This is a genomic window from Sphingomonas sp. FG14, assembly GCF_057809675.1.
Window position 1 is genome coordinate 399,154 of record NZ_JBMDKK010000002.1, and the last position, 19,765, is coordinate 418,918.

General features: G+C 66.1%; 13 protein-coding genes. 8 read left to right on the forward strand and 5 right to left on the reverse strand.

The genetic code is table 11. From position 1 onward, the window contains the following. Positions 1–235 precede the first annotated feature (235 nt). Genes ACODTA_RS10040 through ACODTA_RS10055 form a run of 4 tightly spaced genes read left to right on the forward strand, consistent with a single transcriptional unit; the run spans position 236 to position 4,739 of the window. Positions 236–2,638, forward strand: a complete 2,403-nt coding sequence (locus ACODTA_RS10040; protein WP_489065767.1) for a TonB-dependent receptor — start codon at positions 236–238, stop codon at positions 2,636–2,638. A 2-nt stretch (positions 2,639–2,640) separates the two neighbouring features. Then, on the forward strand, positions 2,641–3,126 hold the full coding sequence (locus ACODTA_RS10045; RefSeq protein ID WP_489065768.1) for a nuclear transport factor 2 family protein: 486 nt from the start codon (positions 2,641–2,643) through the stop codon (positions 3,124–3,126). A gap of 26 nt (positions 3,127–3,152) precedes the next feature. Beyond that, a complete protein-coding gene (locus ACODTA_RS10050; protein ID WP_489065769.1) occupies positions 3,153–4,388 on the forward strand; it encodes an aromatic ring-hydroxylating oxygenase subunit alpha in 1,236 nt (411 codons plus the stop codon). A 6-nt stretch (positions 4,389–4,394) separates the two neighbouring features. After that, positions 4,395–4,739: a hypothetical protein gene (locus tag ACODTA_RS10055; RefSeq protein ID WP_489065770.1), complete on the forward strand. Its 345-nt coding sequence runs from the start codon at positions 4,395–4,397 to the stop codon at positions 4,737–4,739. A gap of 3 nt (positions 4,740–4,742) precedes the next feature. Here ACODTA_RS10055 and ACODTA_RS10060 read toward each other — a convergent pair whose 3' ends face one another. Then, positions 4,743–6,095: a serine hydrolase domain-containing protein gene (locus ACODTA_RS10060; protein ID WP_489065771.1), complete on the reverse strand. Its 1,353-nt coding sequence runs from the start codon at positions 6,093–6,095 to the stop codon at positions 4,743–4,745. A gap of 94 nt (positions 6,096–6,189) precedes the next feature. Continuing rightward, positions 6,190–9,048, reverse strand: coding sequence for a TonB-dependent receptor domain-containing protein (locus ACODTA_RS10065; protein ID WP_489065772.1), 2,859 nt, complete (start codon positions 9,046–9,048; stop codon positions 6,190–6,192). A 492-nt stretch (positions 9,049–9,540) separates the two neighbouring features. Between ACODTA_RS10065 and ACODTA_RS10070 the strand changes: the two genes are divergently transcribed. The 4 genes from ACODTA_RS10070 to tdh all read left to right on the forward strand — a co-directional run bounded on the left by ACODTA_RS10070 (position 9,541) and on the right by tdh (position 14,070). Then, on the forward strand, positions 9,541–11,073 hold the full coding sequence (locus tag ACODTA_RS10070) for a M20/M25/M40 family metallo-hydrolase (protein ID WP_489065773.1): 1,533 nt from the start codon (positions 9,541–9,543) through the stop codon (positions 11,071–11,073). 78 nt (positions 11,074–11,151) lie between these two features. After that, positions 11,152–11,715 carry a helix-turn-helix domain-containing protein gene (locus ACODTA_RS10075; RefSeq protein WP_489065774.1) on the forward strand — a complete coding sequence of 188 codons (564 nt, stop codon included), beginning with the start codon at positions 11,152–11,154 and terminating at the stop codon, positions 11,713–11,715. 73 nt (positions 11,716–11,788) lie between these two features. Next, positions 11,789–13,003 carry a glycine C-acetyltransferase gene (locus ACODTA_RS10080; RefSeq protein ID WP_489065775.1) on the forward strand — a complete coding sequence of 405 codons (1,215 nt, stop codon included), beginning with the start codon at positions 11,789–11,791 and terminating at the stop codon, positions 13,001–13,003. Next, complete coding sequence (tdh, locus tag ACODTA_RS10085) at positions 13,000–14,070, forward strand: L-threonine 3-dehydrogenase (protein WP_489065776.1); 1,071 nt, start codon at positions 13,000–13,002, stop codon at positions 14,068–14,070. The genes ACODTA_RS10080 and tdh overlap by 4 nt, the downstream gene beginning before the upstream one ends. 36 nt (positions 14,071–14,106) lie before the next feature. Here the strand turns inward: tdh and ACODTA_RS10090 are convergent, their stop codons facing one another. From ACODTA_RS10090 to ACODTA_RS10100, 3 genes are read right to left on the reverse strand one after another with little or no spacing between them, the layout of a single operon-like run. Then, positions 14,107–17,313: an efflux RND transporter permease subunit gene (locus ACODTA_RS10090; RefSeq protein ID WP_489065777.1), complete on the reverse strand. Its 3,207-nt coding sequence runs from the start codon at positions 17,311–17,313 to the stop codon at positions 14,107–14,109. 4 nt (positions 17,314–17,317) lie between these two features. Further along, complete coding sequence (locus tag ACODTA_RS10095; RefSeq protein WP_489065778.1) at positions 17,318–18,484, reverse strand: efflux RND transporter periplasmic adaptor subunit; 1,167 nt, start codon at positions 18,482–18,484, stop codon at positions 17,318–17,320. Between the two features lie 13 nt (positions 18,485–18,497). Next, positions 18,498–19,742, reverse strand: a complete 1,245-nt coding sequence (locus tag ACODTA_RS10100; protein ID WP_489065779.1) for a TolC family protein — start codon at positions 19,740–19,742, stop codon at positions 18,498–18,500. Positions 19,743–19,765 lie beyond the last annotated feature (23 nt).

Sequence of the window (19,765 nt, forward strand, 5' to 3'; positions counted from 1 at the left end):
AAACGTCCTCGCGATCGCCCGGAAACGCTGGCGATGCCGGTGCAGTCGATAGCAGCGACGGGATGGCGGCAGCGGGATCAGGCTAGCGGCAAAAGGCGCGCGGCGCTCAATTGCGAACGATCATGGGGCACTGAGCCGCCATGAATGCCACGCGGCGGAAACGAACGGTTGGAGCCCGAAAACGGGGCCGATCCGTCCAGCGGTTCCGCCGATCAGGGTGAGGGGAGAAGCAATAATGACCCAATATGGTTTCGGCCGCGCGGCCCATATGCGCGCAGCTTTCGGCAAATGCCTGCTCGCTGGCGCGTCGCTTTCCGCGATGCTGGTCGGCGCGCCGGTGCTTCATGCGCAGGACGCGCCAGCGCAGGCGGCGGCAGAGGAGAGCGCGGGCATCGAGGAAATCACCGTCACCGCCCGGCGGCGCGCGGAATCGCTGCAGGACACGCCGATCGCGATCTCCGCGGTTTCGGGCGAAGGCATCGCGGCGCGCGGCCTCGACAATGTCACGCAGATCGGTGATTTCACCCCCAATGTGAAATTCAACAGCTCGGTTCCGGTCTCGGCGAGCAATGCGACCGCGGCGATCTTCATCCGCGGCATCGGCCAGAACGACTATCAGCTGTCCGCAGATCCTGGCGTCGGTCTCTATCTCGACGGCGTCTATATCTCGCGCGGAGTCGGCAATGTGCTCGATGTGCTCAATGTCGAGCGGATCGAGGTGCTGCGCGGGCCACAGGGCACGCTGTTCGGCCGCAACACGATCGGCGGCGCGGTCAGCGTCGTCACCAAGAAGCCTGGAAGCACGCCGGGCGGCAGCCTCGACGTCACGACCGGGCGCTTCAATCGTGTCCAGATCAAGGGATCGATCGACGTGCCGCTGGCCGAGGGCGTCTATACCAGCCTGTCTGCCTTCTATCACAATCGCGACGGCTATGTGAAAGGCGTGGTGCCCGGCGCCCCCGATCTGGGCGATACCAACCAGCTTGCCGGCCGTTTCGCGCTGCGGCTGGAGCCGTCGAGCGACGTCAGCATCGACATCGCGGTGGATGGCACCCGTTCGCGCGAGCAATCCGCGCCCAATGTGCTGATTGCGCAGGACGAGAACGCGCCCGCCGCCGCGACGTGGAACGCCGCCTATTCTGGCGCGGCCGCGATCTGCGCGAGCACGACCAATCCGGCGCGCTTCACCGATCAGCGCTGCTTCAACAGCCAATGGGCGCTGGCACCCTATCGCCATGGCGGCACCTTCACCACCATCTCCCAGGTGTTCAATTCGGCCAGCCGGCGGCCCTATCAATCGGCGTCCGACCTCAACATCTGGGGCGTCTCCGGCGTGCTCGAATGGCGGCTGTCGGATGCGGTCACGCTCAAATCGATCACCGCCTACCGCAAGGTCACCGGCTTCTGGACGCGCGATTCCGATCACAGCCCGGCGACGATCATCCAGACCAACAGCGACTGGCGCCAGGATCAGTTCAGCCAGGAGATCCAGCTTGGCGGCGATGCGCTCGACAAACGTTTCAACTGGCTGGTCGGCGCCTATTATTCGAGCGAGAGCGGCAACCACAGGGATCTGGTCAACATCATCGACGCCGTGTTCCTGAGCGGCGCGGTGCTCGACGGCAAAAGCTATGCGGTGTTCGGCCAGGCGACCTACGAGATCGTCGAGAATCTGAACCTCACCGCCGGCATCCGCTGGACCGAGGACCAGAAGACCTTCAACAATGCCAACCAATATGTCGTCGAGGCCGGCTTCCTGACCGGCGCGCCCTTCAATCCCGACGGATCGGGTCTGCAGGACGGCGATCCGCTGATGGGGCCGCTGGGGCAAAGCTCGACGATCAAGGACCGCGCCTGGACGCCGATGGCCAGCCTGTCCTATCGCTGGAGCCCGGAAGTGCTGACCTATCTGTCCTATTCCAAGGGCTTCAAGGGCGGCGGCTTCACCCAGCGCGTCTTCCCGCCCTTCGCCTTCATCCCGTCCTTCGCGCCGGAGACGAGCGAAACCTTCGAAGCGGGCTTCAAGACCGATCTGCTCGATCGCAGGCTGCGGCTGAACGGCGCCGCATTCATCAACAATTACAGCAATCTCCAGATCACCGTGAACGATCCGACGCTGGGCTTCGCACCGATCATCCAGAATGCGGCGAAGGCGCGGATCAAGGGGCTGGAACTCGAGCTGCTCGCCCAGCCGATCGACGGGCTGCGGATCGAGGCGGGCTTGGGTTATCTCGACGCGCGCTACCGCGAAGTCGATATTCGCGCGCTTAACGCGGGCGTCACCAAGGACACGCATCTCCAGAACGCGCCGAAATGGACGTTGAGCGCGGGCATGTCCTATGCCGTCGACCTGGGCGACAGCGGCACGATCACGCCGCGCATCGACTGGTCTTATCGCTCGCGCGTCTATAACGACGCGGTCAATACGCCCGAACTGGTCCAAGACGGCTATCATCTGGTCAACGCCGCGATCGCCTATGCCGACAAGGATGCGCGCTGGAGCCTGTCGCTCGGCGTCCGCAACCTCACCAAGCAGGTCTATCTGGGCTCGGGCTATGCCGACTCGTTCGGCGGCATTTTCGAGGGCGTCTATGGCCGCCCGCGCGAATGGTATCTGACCGCCGGCTACAAGTTCTGACCATGGCGGCGGACATGTCGCTGGAGGCGCGTATCGCCCGGCTGGAGGCGCATCGGGCGATCGAACGCCTGATCGCCGACCTCGGGCACGGCTTCGACAGCGGTCCTTCCGCCGAGCTGCTGCGCGGGCTGTTCACCACCGATGCGGTGTTCACGATCAACGGTTATGGCGTGCTGGCCGGCGCCGACGCCATCGCCGACGGCGTTGCCGGCAATGCCGACAAGGGCTTTCGCTGGACGCTCCATTATCTGGTGTCGCCGCGCATCGACCTGTCGGCTGATGGCTTGTCGGCGGCGGTCGCGTTCATGCTGTGGGAAGCGGCGACCGCCGCCAGCGGCCGCGCCTATTGGATCGGCGGCAGCTATGTCGCGACGGCGGTGGCGGCGGACGACCGCTGGCGCTTCGCCAGACTGACGCTCGCCGCCGATCTCATCTCTCATTATCCCGAGGGCTGGCACGACAAGCCTGCCGCCCTCGATCAGGCCTGAACCCTGAACGGGAAGGATCAATACGCATGTCTCATCCAGCCGCATCGCTCGACCATATCAGGCGCTCCGTGCCGCAGATCCGCGACGAACTGGGTGTCGCCCCCGTTTCGGTGCGCGCCATCCGCGATCCCGCCATCTATGCGCTCGAAAAGGAAAGGCTGTTCAAGAAGGTCTGGCTGAAGGTCGCGACCGCATGGGAATTGCCCAACCCCGGCGACTACAAGGTCAAGGAGATGCCGGTCGCCGACACATCGGTGCTGATCGTGCGCGGCAAGGACGGGCGCATCCGCGCCTTCCATAATGTCTGCACGCATCGCGGCAACAAGGTGGTGCCCAACAGCGATTTCGAGAGCTTCGGCCGCGCGCGCGCCAATGTCCTGTCCTGCCGTTTCCATGGCTGGGTGTTCAGCACCGAAGGGCCGCTCAAATCGGTGCCGCTCCAGGATCATTTCGGCCAGATCGACACCGCCTGCCTGGGGCTGCGCCCGATCGCGTGCGACGAATGGGAAGGCTTCGTCTTCATCAATTTCGACGCCGAGCACGCCCAGTCGCTGGCCGATTATCTCGGCGATTTCGCGAACCTGTTCGGCGGCTATCCCTATCATGAATCGACCACGGCCTTCCGCTATTCGACGGTGCTGGAATGCAACTGGAAGGTTGCGCTTTACGCCTTTTCGGAAGGCTATCATGTGCCGACCATCCATGCCGGTTCGCTCCCCGGCTTTCGTGGCATCGAACATAGCGATTTCAAGCTGATGGGGCCGCACGCATCCTCCACCATCTATGGCGCGGGCATGGATGCGGCGCCGTCGACGCAATCCTTCGCGGGCATATTGCACGGCAGCGACGTGCATCGTCCGCGCCCCGATCTCCTGCCGCCCGCGATCAACCCGGAACGTCGCGCCGATTTCCAGTTCGAACTGCCCAATATATTCCCCAATTTGCTGATCCATCTGGCATCGGGCTGCGGCTATCCGGGCATGTCCTATTTCACGCACCAGTTCTGGCCGCTCGATCACGGCCGGACCTTGTGGGAGGGGATCAACTATTTCCGCCCGGCGGAGACCGCGGCGGAACGCGCCGCGCAGATCCATGTCAACGCGCTGCACCGCAATGCGTGGCTCGAGGACACCGCGACGATGGAGGACACGTTCACGGGCATCATGTCCGGTGCGATCGACGAGATGCAGTTGATGGATCAGGAATTCCTGATCCGCCACGCCGCGCTGACGCTCGATCACCATCTTGAGACTGGAAACTGAACCACCATGACCGACACCGCATTGCCTGCCGGCTTTCAGGAACTCGAACCTCTGGTGGCGCGTTGGGCCAGACCCACGGAGAATGAACGCAACGCGATCCGGCTCTCGGCGGCGCCCAGGGATTTCGTCGATTTCGACGCGCTGATGGCGCCTCGGCTCGATGCCTTGTTGGCGCATCTCGCGACGCTACCCGCACGACCGGAGGGTCGGGCGGACTATAACGCGCTGCTGCTGGCCTCCGCCTTTGCCGAGGCTGCGCCGCATCACGAGCTATACGGCGACAGCGCGCAGGTGCCCTTCAGCTTCGATGCGCGCCGTTTCGTGCCCGATCATGGCAAGGACGCGTTGTAGCCCTCAGTCCGCGCGTACGAAGTGCAGCGAGATGCGTGAGGTGTCGAGCGTGAAGCCGCGCGCATCGTCGTCAGGCGTGATGCTGAACGGGCCGCTCTTGAACGCGCCTTCGCCATTACGCTTAAGCGCCAGCGGGCCGGTCCTGCCGCCGGTCGCGGTTTCGAGCGTCAGGTTGATCGTGTCCCCCTTGGCGTCGACCACATAGGTCGCCGCGATATTGGGATTGCGATAGCGGCCGTTGAGCGCCGATCCGTCGGACGAGGGTTCTGTGATCGCCGGCAGGCCTTCGTTCAGCGCCGTGATCACCTCGTCGGCCTTCCTGGCGGGATCGACCGCTCCGTTGTTGCAGAGCAAGGCGATGCCCATCCGTTTTTCGGGCAGGCGGCCATAGAGCGTCTTGTATCCGGCCGCACCACCGGTGTGATGGAACCAGTGCGGCCCGATGATCAGCCCGTTGCCATAGGCGATGCCTCGGCCCGATCGCACCACCGGTGCGCCGTTGGTGAACTGGCCGGGCGTGACCATCAGTCGCGTGATTTCCGGCGTCCACACCTTGTGCCCGTTGTCGATATCGCGATCCCATTTGGCGAGATCGTTGACGGTGGTGATCAGGCCGCCCGATCCGCCGAACAGCGGATATTCGTCGGCGGAGGTGACCTTGCCGTCGGCGGCGGCGATATAGCCATGCGTCGCATTGGCGTCTGCGGTGCGCTTGCCCAGCATCATGAAGCTGCGCGTCATGCCCAAAGGCTTCAGCACGTTCGCGTTCACATAGGTTTCGAAGGGCTGTTTCGAGACGCGCTCGATGATTTCGGACAGCAGCAGATAGCCGCCATTGGTGTAATCATATTGGGTGCCGGGTGTGAAGTTGGTCTCCTTCTGCCTGAGCACGCCCGCCAGCGCCTCTGCACGGCTCGGCTCGGAGATCTTGAGCTTGCCTTCCAGCGCCAGCAGCGCCAGCGAATCCCGGATGCCGCCGGTCATGTTGAGCAGCATCTGGACGGTGACGACGGTGCCGTAATCGGCCAGCTCCGGGATGTATGTGCGAACGTCGTCGGTGAGCTTGACCTTGCCCGCGACGACGAGTTGCATCAGCGCGACGGCGGTGAACTGTTTCGAGACCGAGGCGGCATAGAATTGGGTATCGGACCCGATGGCGCGGCCCGTCGCGATATCGGCAGCGCCGGCATTGGCCAGTTCGGTCGTCTTGCCGTCGCGGAAAATGCCGACCGCGCAGCCCGGCGCGGTGGGGGAGGGGACGCCGAGCGCCGCCGTGATGCGGTCCGGGGCGCCCGGATCGGCATGAACAGGCGTCGCGGCCAGGGCGACGAGCGGCAGCCAGGCGAAACGGATCATCGCATTACCCCAATATGGTTTGTCGCATCGCGCGCGATGCCCAAAAATGGTCCGGGCCGCAGATGCGGCCCGGACTGTCTTCGTCAGATCATTCTCAGAACTTGAAGCGGACGCCCGCGGTGAACATCCGGCCCAGCGTGTCGTACAGCGCACGGGTGGTGCCGTAGCCGCCAACGCCGGTGATCGGTGGCGTCTTGTTGAAGACGTTCTGGATCGATCCGAACAGGGCGACGCGGTTGTCGTCATTCTCGATCAGCGTCACTTCACCCTGAAGGTCGAAATACACGCGACCGTTGACGCTCAGCACGTTCAGGTCCTTCAGGGTATAGGCCCGGTTGATGGCGCCGCCGCCGATATAGCGCGCTGCAACGCTCAGCGTGAAGCCCGGGTTCACATAGCTGACATGCGTGTTGACCTTCCAGTGCGGGTTGCCGCCCACCGCCGCGACCGTCGGCTGCTCGACGCTGCCGCCCAGATTGGTGAGCGTGATGCCGTCGAAGATCGAGGTGTTGTCGATATAGGTGACCAGCGCCTGCAGGTTGATCCGGTCGGCGCCGACCGGGAACCAGTATTGGGCCTCCACGTCGATGCCGCTCGTCTTGACCGAGGTCAGGTTGACCGGGCCGTTGAGCACGCGGGTGATGCGGTTGTCTGTGCCGCCGCGGATGATCAGCGGGCAGGCCTGGGGCGACGTGCCGCTGTAGCAGCGATCGACGATCGTCGCGGGGGTGAGCGCGATGATCGCGTCGTTGAGCTCGATCTTGTAATAGTCGACCGAGAGCTTGAGGCGCGGGATGAAGGTGGGCGTCAGCACCACGCCCGCGGTGAACGTATCGGCTTTTTCAGGCGTCAGGTTGGGATTGCCCTGGTTCGCCGCGGTGACGAGATAGGTGTCGTTGACGATCGGATCGAAGACGCTGAGCGCTGAGGTCGATCCGGCCTGGAACAATTCCTCCAGGCCCGGCGCGCGAATGTCGCGCGAGCGCGTGGCGCGCAACCGGATCGAATCGTTGATCGCATAGCTGATGCCGCCCTTCCAGGTGACGACCGTACCGGAGGTGCTGTAGTCGGTGACGCGCACGGCGGCGTCGACGCTCAGATCCTTCGCCCAGCTCGTATCCTTCGCAAGCGGGACCATGACTTCGCCGAAGCCTTCCTTCACCGTCACCTTGCCCGAATAGGGAATGGTGCCGCCGCCGAAAAAGGCCTGTGCGGTGGAGATGGGATCGGACGTCGTCTTGACGCTGAGCTCGCGATATTCGCCGCCGGCCGCGATCGAGACGGGCCCGGCCCAGGTGTCGAACGGCGAGCCGCGCACCGTCATGATCGCCGATTTCTGCTTGATGTCCCACAGGCGGAAGCCCGTGCCGTTCACATAGGCGAGCGCGGCGGCCGAATAGCGGTTCTCGCCGATCAGGTTGAGCGGAACGCAGCCATTGGTCGGATCGGTCAGCGTCGAGCGGCAGATCGGATCGACCACGCCCGGCGTGCGCGGATCGTCAATCGCGTCGACCGCCAGATTGTAGCGCGCGGTGATGCGGTTGTTGCTCACATCCGCGCGGTTCTTGGTGCGGCCGTAGCTGAAGCTGCCGTCAAGCGTCCAGCCGCTGCCCAGCTTGGCGTTGAAGCCGCCAAGCGCGTTGATCGTCTCGATGTCGAGGTTGGAGACGGTGCGGGCATTGTCGAGCACGCTGCGGCCGACGGTGATCGTCGCGACATTGTTCGCGGCAAGCGTCTGGCGCAATGCGGCGGGCAGGAACACGTTGTCCGACCGGATGCTCATCTGGTGCGCGGAGGCGAGGCCGAGATATTCCGACGTGACCTTGTTGTACGAAACTTCGCCGAACAGGGTGATCGCATCGCTCGCGTCGAAGGTCAGGCGGCCGAAGCCGGTATAGCGGTTGACGGGAACCGCGCCCAGGCTGTCGGCGATGCCATTGGCGCCGTCGCCGCCGACCTGCGTCGAGGAGGTGACGAGCGTTCCGAACGCGAAGGGGACGGCGTTGCCGCTCGTGTCGAACTGAATGCCCTTGAGATAGGAGGGGAGCGCCAGGATGTTGGTGATCGCGCTTCCGTTGCCCGGGGTGAAGCTGACGCCGGTGATGACGCCGCCATAAGTGACGTTGGTCTGGCGGATATTGTCGGTCAGGATCAGCCGCGACTCGCCGTTGGTCGCGGTATAGGCGGGATTGGAGACGGTGCCGGGGTTCTTCGCGCTCCACGGACGGTCGCGCAGCCAGCGGATGCCGCCATTCTGAGATGCTTCGGCCGCGACCACCAGGTGCAGGCGATCGTCCATGAAGCTGGTGCCATAGCTGACCGAGGCGAGGAAATTCTCGTAATCGCCATAGTTGGAGATGCCGCCCTGGACGCTGCCCTTCAGCCCCTTGAACCGCGAATCGATACGCAGGTTGACGACGCCGGCGACGGCATCCGAACCATAGGCGGCCGAAGCTCCGCCGGTGACGATGTCGATGCCGTTGACCATCGCCTGTGGGATCGAGGAGATGCTGACACCGCCCGCGGGCGTGGTCGGCACATAGCGGCGGCCGTCGACCTGGACCTGGGTGCGCTGATAGCCCAGGCCGCGCAGATCGATATAGTTGCCGGCGGCGAGGCTGCCGAGATTGACCGTGCTGGTCGGGGTCAGCGACGGACGGACCGAAGGCATCTGGTTGATGACGTCGGCGATATTGGGTGCGGCGACGCGGCTGAGCGTCTCGGCGCCGATCACGGTGACGGGGGTGGGGGTGTCGAAACCGTTGCGCTGGACGAGAGACCCGGTGACGATGATGTCGGCTTCGGGTTCAGCCTCTGCCGCCTGGGGCGCTTGCGGCGCGGTTTGGGCGAGCGCGGGATGCGCCATGCACAGCAGTGCGCTGCCGCTGGCGAGGAGCAGGAGCTTCGCGCGACGCGTGCTCCCCGAAAAAGAGTGTGAAGCAACGGCCGTCATAATCGAATCCCCCTGATTTTCTTTCGCAACGCAACATCCCTGCGAGACCTGTCACAAATCCAGCACAAAGGGTTCATAGAGCCATAGCGGATAGTTATATCGATGATCGCGTCGATCCGCTGTCGGTTGGGCCGGATTGGCTCGATCCGTTGCATGAAGCGGATCGTTCGCTTCTCCGTTCGTGTGTTGAACCGCGCTGTTTGTGCGGTATCGGCGATGGATATGTCGGCCTGGATCGGTTAGTATATTTGCACCCGAAAGCGCGCGGAGTCGCGGCGGGGCCATTGTTTTAGCCGTGATCGACCGCAGGCTGGCCAGCCGCGCGAGCGGGTGCATGTTGCGCCGCAAAATGGATTACTTCAAGCATAGCCAAAGGCTATGTATCGCATCAAATCAGCGATGGTGCGTGGACGATGCCGGCCTGGCAGGGTGTTTGTAATCCGCCGGCACCATCCTATTCAGTCCATCCGCGTCGCCGGAGGGAACCCGTCCATGTCCATGATCCGCAGTCTGCCGCTGTCGATAGCCGTGCTTGTCGCCGCACCCGCCTTCGCCGCGCCGGTCAAGGCCGATCCGGTTCGTCAGTATCGCGCTGCCCATGAGTGGGAGATCGTGCGCGAACTCGCCGATTTCGTCGCCATTCCCAATGCCGGCCGGACGGCCGCCGAAATGGAACCCAATGTCCGTGCGCTCGATGCGATGCTCAAGCGGCGCGGCTTCACGGTCACGCGGATACAGACCGATGGCGGAAAGCCCTCGGTCATCGCGCGGCTCGATGTGGCGGGCGCACGACGCACCCTGGGCTTCTACGCGCATTTCGACGGCCAGCCCGTCAGCCAGCCGGACTGGCGGACGCCGCCTTTCGAGCCCGTTCTGCGTGCGGGCGCGGCCGCCGATGCCGCCGTCATCGACCTCGCCGGCAAGCCGGTGGCACTCTCGCCCGAAGCGCGGCTTTATGGCCGCTCGGCGAGCGACGACAAGGCACCGATCGTCGCGATCCTGCGCGCCGTCGATGCGCTTCGTGCCAGCAGGCAGGCCCCCGCCGCCAATGTGATCCTGTTCCTCGATGGCGACGAGGAGGCCGGTTCGCCCGATATCGCCGCCCAGCTTCGCGACCATGCCGATGCGCTCAAGGCGGATCTGTGGATCCTGTGCGACGGCCCCGTCCATTCGAGCGGCGCGCAGCAGGTGATCCTGGGCGCGCGCGGCGTCGCCTCGCTCGAACTCACCGCTTATGGCCCCGCGCGCGGCCTGCATTCGGGCCATTATGGCAACTGGGTGCCCAATCCCGCGCTGGCATTGGCGCGCCTGCTGGCATCGATGCGCGACGAGGACGGGGTGGTCACCATTCCCGGCTTCGAGGATGGCGTGAAGCTGGCCGATGCCGGGGAACAGCGCCTGCTCGACACGCTGCCGGCCGTGGAGGATGGACTGCGCCGCGATCTGCGGATCGGCCGGACGATCGGCGTGCCCCGGCTGATGGACGGTGTCATGCGCCCGGCGCTCAACATCCGGGGCATTTCGGCGGGTGCGGTCGGCGACAAGGCGGCGAATGTGATCCCGACCCGTGCGATGGCTTCGATCGACATGCGGCTGGTGCCCGGTCAGACGCCCGATCATGTTCGTACTGTCACCGAACGCTTCTTCAGCGATCAGGGCTGGTTCGTCACGGCCGGCGAACCCGACGCGGAGACGTTGCTGAACCATGCCAAGGTGCTGCGCGCCGAATGGGGGCCGGGCTATCCAGGATATCGCGCCGCCGCTTCCGCGCCGGGCACCCAGGCGGTGATCCGCGCGGTGACGCGGGCGCTGGGCAAGCCTCCGCTGGTGACGCCGATGCTTGGCGGCAGCATCCCGATGTCCGTTATAGCGGACGGGCTGGCGACGCCGGCGGTGTTGTTGCCGACCGTCAACGCTGACAACGCCCAGCATGCCGCGAACGAGAATCTCCGTCTCCAGAATCTCTGGGACGGGATCGACATGTTCGCCGCGATCCTGCGCGATTTCGATGGCGGCGGCCGATGAGCGACAAGCGTGTTGCCGCTTGCTATGGCGCGACTATGTCATGCGATGTTTCATGCACCCCGGGGGAGCGCCGCCATCATGCCTAGCGGGGGATCGCCGCAGATCGGCCCCTATATCCATCAGCTCCGCCGACGTCAGGGGCTGACGCTCGACGGGCTCGCAAAGATCTCGGGCGTGTCGAAATCGATGCTGTCGCAGATCGAGCGCGGGCAGACCAATCCGACCCTGGCGACGGTCTGGGCGCTGGCGGAGGCGTTGAAGGTCGACGTGTCCGAGCTGATCGGCTTCCGCCAGCCCGAAAAGCGCGTTCGCATCGACATCGCTTCCGCTTCGTTCACGCCCGAGATCCGCACCGAGGACGGGCGCTGCCTGCTGCGCATCCTGAGCCCGGCCGATCGCGCCGACAGCCTGGAATGGTACGAACTGACCTTCGCGCCGGGCGGGACATTGGTCTCCTCTCCGCACGCGCGCGGCACACGCGAGCATCTGACGGTGCTTGAGGGATCGCTTGAGGTCATCGCGGCGAGCGAGCGCCAGACCGTGCCGCTGGGCGCGACCGCGCGTTACCCGGCCGATGTCGAGCATGAGATCCGCAATGACGGACCGGGGGACGCGAAGGCGCTTTTGGTGGTGACAAGCTAAAATCCTGTTTCCGGGATACTAGACTCTTAATCCGTTATATTGTACTCGCCTGCCTCCAGCAGAGGAGGCGGGATTGGCGAACGACGCATTTTACGAGCGAATCGGACAGGAGCTGGCCGATATCGACGCGCAAGGGCTGACCAAGCGCGAGCGTGTCCTGCTCTCGCCGCAGGGTGCGCAGGTGCGCGTGGCCACGCCGGATGGCGAACGTGACGTGCTCAATCTGTGCGCGAACAATTATCTCGGGCTGGCCTCTGATCAGCGCGTGATCGACGCCGCGATCCAGGCGACGCGCGATTGGGGGGCGGGGCTGGCCTCGGTCCGTTTCATCTGCGGCACGCAATTGCCGCACAAGCAGCTCGAGGCGCAGATCGCGGATTATCTGGGCTTCGAGGATGCGATCCTGTTCGCCGCGGCCTTCGACGCCAATGGCGCGGTGTTCGAGCCGTTGTTCGGCCCCGACGACGCGATCGTCTCGGATTCGCTCAACCATGCCTCGCTGATCGACGGCATCCGGCTCGCCAAGGCGCGCCGCTATCGCTTCGCCACCAACGACATGGCGGCGCTCGAGGAGGCGCTGCAACAGGCGCGGCGTGAGGGATCGGGCCAGATCCTGATCGTCACCGACGGCGTCTTCTCGATGGACGGCACCGTCGCCAATCTGGCCGGCATCGCCGATCTTGCCGAGCGCTATGGCGCACTGACCCTGGTTGACGATTGTCATGCCACTGGGTTCCTGGGGCAGGGCGGACGCGGCTCAGCGGCGTTTCGCGGCGTCGAGGGGCGGATCGATATCGTCACCGGCACCTTCGGCAAGGCTTTGGGGGGCGCGATGGGCGGCTTTGTCGCTGCACGCCGGCCGCTGGTCGAGCTGCTGCGCCAGCGCGGCCGGCCCTATCTCTTCTCCAACGCGCTCGCGCCTTCGGTGTGCGGTGCGGCGGCGGCGGCGATCGACATCGCCCGTTCGGACGAGGGCGAGGCGCTGCGGACGCGGCTGACGGCCAATGCGACGCGTTTCCGCGCCGGGCTGGAAGGGCTGGGTTTCACGCTGTTGCCCGGGGAACATCCGATCATCCCGGTGATGCTCCACGATGCGCCGCGCGCGGTGGCGCTGGCCGAGCGCCTGCTCGACCATGGCGTCTATGTCACCGCCTTTTCCTTCCCCGTCGTACCCAAGGGGCTGGCGCGGATCCGGACGCAGATGTCGGCCGCCTTCACGCCCGAACAGGTCGATCGGGCGGTCGCTGCCTTCGGCGCGGCCGGTCGCGAACTGAGGATCGTGGCATGAGCGTCGCCATTCTCGACCGCCGCGCGGTCTCCGCGACCACGATGTTCGGCCTCGCCAAGCTGGAGGCGGCGGAGGGCGTGTGGGGCACTACCGCGCCGGTGCCGACCCCGGCGGCGGACGAGGTGCTGATCCGCGTCCAGCGCACCGCGATCTGCGGCACCGACGTCCATATCTATAATTGGGACGAATGGGCGGCGCGCACCGTGCCGGTGCCGATGATCTTCGGCCATGAATTCGCCGGCGAGATCGTCGAGATCGGCGCTGCCGTCACCCGGCCACTTCATATCGGCCAGCGCGTCTCAGGTGAGGGGCATCTGATCGATATCGACAGCGCGGCCGCGCGCGCCGGGCGTTTCCATCTCGATCCCGGCACCAAGGGCGTCGGCGTCAATCGCCAGGGGGCCTTCGCCGAATATCTGGCGATCCCGGCCTTCAACGTCGTACCGCTGCCCGAGGATGTCAGCCTGGACATCGGCGCGCTGCTCGATCCGTTCGGCAATGCCGTCCACACCGCCCAGCAATTCGATCTGCTGGGGGAAGATGTGCTCGTTACCGGCGCCGGGCCGATCGGCATCATGGCCGCAGCCGTCGCCCGCCGCGCCGGCGCGCGCTCGGTGATCCTGACCGACGTCAACGACTATCGGCTGGATCTCGCCGCGCGCATCGCCGATATCCGGCCGGTCAATGTCTCGCGCGAGGATCTGCGCGACGTGATGGCGCAGGAGGGGATCGCCGACGGCTTCGGCGTCGCGCTGGAGATGTCGGGCGCGCAGCCCGCGATCGCGCAGGCGATCGACGCGCTGATGATGGGCGGCCGGCTGGCGATGCTCGGCATCCCGTCGAGCGCGATGCATGTTGCCTGGGCGGACATCATCCTGAAGGCGATCACGATTCGCGGCGTCTATGGCCGCGAGATGTTCGAAACCTGGCGCAAGATGTTCGGCCTGATCCGCAATGGCCTCGACCTCGAGCCGCTGATCACCCACCGCTTCGCCGCGCAGGATTTCCAGCAGGGTTTCGACGCGATGCGATCCGGCCAGTCGGGCAAGGTCGTGTTGAGCTGGTGAACGCCGGGCGGATCGAAGATCCGCCCGGACGCCATTTCACCCTGGAGCGGGGGCGCCCTCCGGCCGTGTCCGCGCTCGCAGCAGCAGCCGGCTGATCGCGGGCAGCACGAACAGGGTCAGCAGCGTGGAGGTGATCAGACCGCCGATCACGACGATGGCGAGCGGCTTCTGCACCTCCGCGCCGGTGCCCGTCGCGATCGCCATCGGCACGAAACCGATGGCGGGGACGATGCCCGTCATCAGCACCGCGCGCACGCGTTCCATCGTGCCGTCGATCACCGCACGGTCGACGGGCTTGCCCGTCGCGATCTGCTGGCCGATGCTCGTCATCACCACCAGCCCGTTGAGCACGGTCACGCCCGAGAGCACGATGAAACCGACGGCGGCGGAGACCGAGAAGGGCAGGCCGGTCAGCGCCAGCGCGAAGACTCCACCCGCCAGCGCCAGCGGGATCGCCGAATAGACCGCGGCCGCCGGCCGCACGCCGCCCAGCGCCAGAAACAATATGCCGAATATCGCGGCGAAGATGGTCGGGATCACCAGTGACAGCCGTGCCGAGGCTGCCTGGAGATTTTCGAACTGGCCGCCCCATTCGATAAAGGCGCCCGAAGGCAGCTTCACCTGTTCCGCCACCCTGGCGCGCGCTTGCGACACGAAGCTGCCGAGATCGCTGCCACGGACATTGGCCTGGACGACGATGCGCCGTTTGCCGTTTTCGCGGCTGACCTGATTGAGCCCCTCCGAGAAGGAGAAGCGCGCCAGTTCGCGCAGCGGCACCGATGTTCGCGCACCGCCCTCGCCGGGCAAGAGCACCGGCAAGGCGCCGACCGCGTCGAGATCGTCGCGCGTGGCCGCATCGAGCCGGACGACGATATCGAAACGGCGATCCCCTTCGAAGACGATGCCGGCCTCACGCCCGCCCAAAGCCGCCGCCACGGTATCGCTGACCTCCTGCACCGACAGGCCGTAACGCGCGATCGCGTCGCGATCGAACTGGACGTCGAGCGTCGGGAAGCCCTCTGTCTGCTCCACCTTGACGTCGGCGGCGCCCGGCACGGTGTTGAGGATGCCGGCGACCTGCTGGGCGACGCGGCCCATCTCCTCCAGATCGTCGCCATAGAGCTTGATCGCGATATCGCCGCGCACGCCCGCGATCAACTCGTTGAAGCGGAGCTGGATCGGCTGGCTGATCTCGAACGCATTGCCGACCAGCGGCGCGACCTTTTGCTCGACACGCTCGATCACATCGGCCTGGTTCCTTACACCTGCCGGCCATTGGTCGCGGGGCTTGAGGATGACGAAGGTGTCCGATGCGTTGGGCGGCATCGGATCGCTCGCCACCTCGGCGGTGCCGGTCTTCGAATAGATGAACGACACTTCGGGCAGCGTCGCCACCGCGCGTTCGACCTGTGCCTGCAGCTTGGTCGACTGGTCGAGCGAGGTTGACGGGATGCGTAGCGCCTGCATGGCGAGATTGCCTTCGCCCAGCACCGGCATGAACTCGCTGCCCAATGTGGCGAACAGCAATGCGGCCGCGGCGAAGACGCCAGTGCCCGCGCCGATCCACGGCCAGGGCCTCGCCACCGCCCGTTCGAGCAGCGGAGCGTAGCGATGCTTGGTCCAGGCGATCGCCTTCACATCCTTTTCGGCGACCTTGCCGCGGATCAGGATCGCGACCATCGCCGGCACGAAGGTGAGCGAGGCGATGAAGGCGCCCGCCAGCGCGAGCAGCACGGTGATCGCCATCGGCGAGAAGGTTTTGCCCTCCACGCCGGTGAAGGTGAGCAGCGGCACGAACACGAGGACAATGATCGCCTGGCCGAACAAGGTGGGCCGCACCATCTCGCGTGAGGCTTCGAACACCTCGTGCAGTCGTTCGGGCAATGTCAGCAATCGCCCCTCATGATGCTGGCGTTCGGCCAGCCGCCTCAGGCAATTTTCGATGATGATGATCGATCCGTCGACGATCAGTCCGAAATCGAGCGCACCCAGGCTCATCAGATTGCCCGAGACCCCGAGCATGTTCATGCCCGTGCCCATGAACAGGAAGGAAAGCGGAATGACCAGCGTCGCGATGATCGCGGCGCGGAAATTGCCGAGCAGCCAGAACAGGATCGCGGCGACCAGGAGCGCGCCTTCGAGGAGGTTCTTCTCGACCGTGCCGATCGTCGCGTCGACCAGGGTGGACCGGTCGAGCACCGTGGTCAGTTTGATGCCGGGAGGCATCGTCTTCGCAACGCTTTCCAGCTTGTCGGCGACCGATGCCGCGACGATGCGGCTGTTGCCGTCGGCGAGCATCAGCGCGGTGCCGATCACGACCTCCCGCCCGTTCTGCGACGCCGTACCGGTGCGCAGCCCGCCGCCGATCCGGACGGTCGCGACATCGCGCACCGCCACCGCCACGCCGCCGCGTGTCGCCACGGCGGCGCGGCCGATCTCGTCGACCGATCGGATGCGGCCATCGGCGCGCACGAGAAAGGCTTCGCCGCCGCGCTGGATGAAATTGGCGCCAACCGAGATATTGGCGCGCTCCAGCGCCTCGGCCAGCTCGCTGAACGAGATGCCGTAGGTCGCCAGTTTTGCGGGATCGGGCTGGACGACGAACTGCTTTTCATAGCCGCCGATCGAATCGATGCCGGCGACGCCGCGCACCGAGCGGAGCTGCGGACGGATCCCCCAGTCCTGCACGCTACGCAGATAGCCGAGCTTCGCCACATCGTCGGTCAGCCGTTCGCCCGATATGGTGAGATAGGATCCGTCGGGCTGAAAACCGGGCTTGCCGGCGACGCGCGGCGCTTTTGTGTCGAAATCGACGACATACATCAGGACTTCGCCGAGCCCGGTCGAAACCGGCCCCATTTGGGGTTCCACGCCCGTGGGCAAGGTCCCTTTGGCCTGGTTGAGTCGTTCGGCGACCTGAGCGCGTGCGAAATAGAGGTCGCTATGATCCTCGAAGACCACGGTGACCTGGCTGAATCCGTTGCGCGAGATCGATCGCGTGCTTTGCAGCCCCGGTATGCCCGCCATCGCGGTTTCGACCGGGAAGGTGACGAGCCGTTCGATATCGAGCGGGCCTAGCGCCGGATCGACCGTGTTGATCTGGACCTGTTTGTTGGTGATGTCGGGAACGGCGTCGATCGGCAGCTTCACGAGCTGGAAAACGCCATAGACCGCGACGAGCAGGGTGATGAACACCACCGACCAGCGAAAGCGGATCGCGGCGTCGAGAAGATGGTGGATCATGGCATCAATGCTCCGCTTCGCCCTTGCCGAGCTCGGCCTTGAGCAGGAAGGCGCCGCGCGTCGCGACGCTCTGGCCGGGCTTCAACCCTGCGACGATCTCGATCCGCCCGCCGCCGCGCTGGCCGGCGGTGACGGGAACCGCCTGAAACCCCTTCGGGCTGGCGACGAACACGACATCGCGTCCGCCGACCGATTGCACCGCCTCTTCGGGCAGGACGATGCCGCTTGTGCTTCCGGCCTTATGCGGGGTGATGCGGACGCGTGCGCCCTGGCCGGGGATCAACCGGCTCGCCGCCACGGGATCGAGCAGCACCGTCGCCGAACGGCTTTGCTGGTCGAGGCTCGGCGTTGTCGAATGCACGGTGGCATCGACGACATTGCCGTCGGCCAGTTCGATGACCGCGCGATCGCCGCGCATGATCCGTCCGGCGTCCGATGCCGGGATCGCGGCTTCGACCTGGATGCGATCCGGATCGGAGACGCGGAACAGCTCCGTGCCCGCCGTCACATAATTTCCAAGCTTCGCATCGCTTTTCGTGATCCGGCCGGAAATCAGGCTGGTGACCGCGAGATGGCGGCCACCAGCCGCGCCAGCGGCCGATGCGGTCGATCGCGCGCGCTGCAATTCGGCTTCCGCCTCCGCCAGTGCGGTTTGCGCCGCCTCCAGATCCTGCCGCGCGGTCACCCGCGCGTCGAACAGGCGCTTTTCGCGGGCATAGGCAAGCCGGGCCGCGTTGGCGCGGGCGGCGGCGCTGGCGCTGTCGGCGGTGAAGGTCGCTGCGTCGCGGCTTTCGAGCAGCGCCACGGTTTCGCCGGCGCGCACGCTGTCGCCCAGATGCTTGGTGATGCGGGTGATCGCGCCGTCGGCGCGCGCGGTGAGCGCGGCTTCGCCATCGGGCGTCGCCACCACCATCGCCTGCGCCAGGATCTCGGCGCCGAACGCGCCGTCGACGGTGCGCTGGGTGACGATGCCGGCGGCGTTGGAGCGTGCCGCGTCCATCTCGACGAAGCCTTCGGGGCCGTGATCCTCTTCGGGTGGGGCCACCGACGGTGTGGCGGGCGTGTCGGTTGCGGGCATCGTGCGGCCGAGCATGAGGCCGCCCGCGCCCGCGATCAGGGCGAGGCAGGCTGCACCGGCGATCAGCCGGGTGTGGTTCTGAGTGATATCCATCTGAATGAGATCCTTATTGGGCGGCGGCGCGCACCAGCACGGCGCGCGCCTCCACCAGCGCGAGATGCGCATCGATGAGCTGGGTCTGCGCGGCGGCGAACGCCTCCTGCGCGTCGAACAGTTCGGTGAGCGGGATACGGCCCGCGCGATAGGCGAGATCGGCCAGCCGCACGGCTTCCTCCGCCTGTGGTGCCGCGACGTCCTGCAACGCCTTGACCCGGGTCAGCGCCGCGTCGAACGCGGTTTCGGCATTGCCGATGCGCGCCGCCGCCTGCGTGATCGCCGCGTCTCGCCCGGCTTGCGCCGCACTGATATCGGCGCGCGCGGCGGCGATATTGCCCTGGTTGCGATCGAACAGCGCGATCGGCATCGAAAGGCTGGCGAGCAGTGCGCGATCGCCGGTCTCCTCGATCCGGCGCGCGCCGATGCCGATCGAGGGATCGATCCGCCCCTCCGCCCGGGCCTGGCGCAATCCGGCCTCGGCCATTGCCAGTTCCGCCGCGGCGAGCCGGGCGTCGAGCGTCATGGCGGGCGCTATGCCTGGTGGCCTGGCCAGATCGAGCGCACCGATGACGCGGCCCACCGCCATGTCGCTGCCCAGCAATGCGCCGAGCGACCGCCGGGCCGTTTCGTCCTCCGCCGTGGCCGTCTTCAGCGCGGCATCGGCCTGCGCGGCATTGGCGCGGGCGCGATAGGCGCGCAACGGTGGTTCGCGGCCCGCCGCGACCAGCTCGTCGGCGATGCGCGCCAATTCGGTGGCACGCACAAGGCCGGCGCGCGCGACGGCCAGCCGCGCTTCCGCGGCAAGCGCGGCACCGAACTGACTGCGCACCGATTGAGCGAGATCGGCCTTGGCGATGGCGAGCCGGATCTCCTCCGCGCGAACCGCCGTTTCCGCCCCGCCGATCCGCGCGGCCCTGCGTCCGCCCAGATCGAGCCGCTGGCTGAGCTGGACGCTGGTTTCGGTACCATCGAAGCCGGCATAGGGGCCGCTGCCCGCGAAATTCTCGACCGTGACGTCGAGCTGCGGGTTGGCGCGAAGGCCAGCCTGACGTAGCCGGGCATGGCTCGCCTCGAGCGCGGCGCGGGCGGCGGCGATGGCAGGTGCTCGTGCTTCGGATTCATCCAGCGCGCGTTCGAGCGAGAGCGCGGCGGGCAGGGGACCGGTGCGCAAGGCGGGGAGAGGGGCGGCCGTCGCGGGTGACGGATCGCCGGGGCCGTAGGTCTTGGCCGCCGCCATCGAACAGGCGAGCAGCATCGGGGCGACGCAAAGGGCGCCGC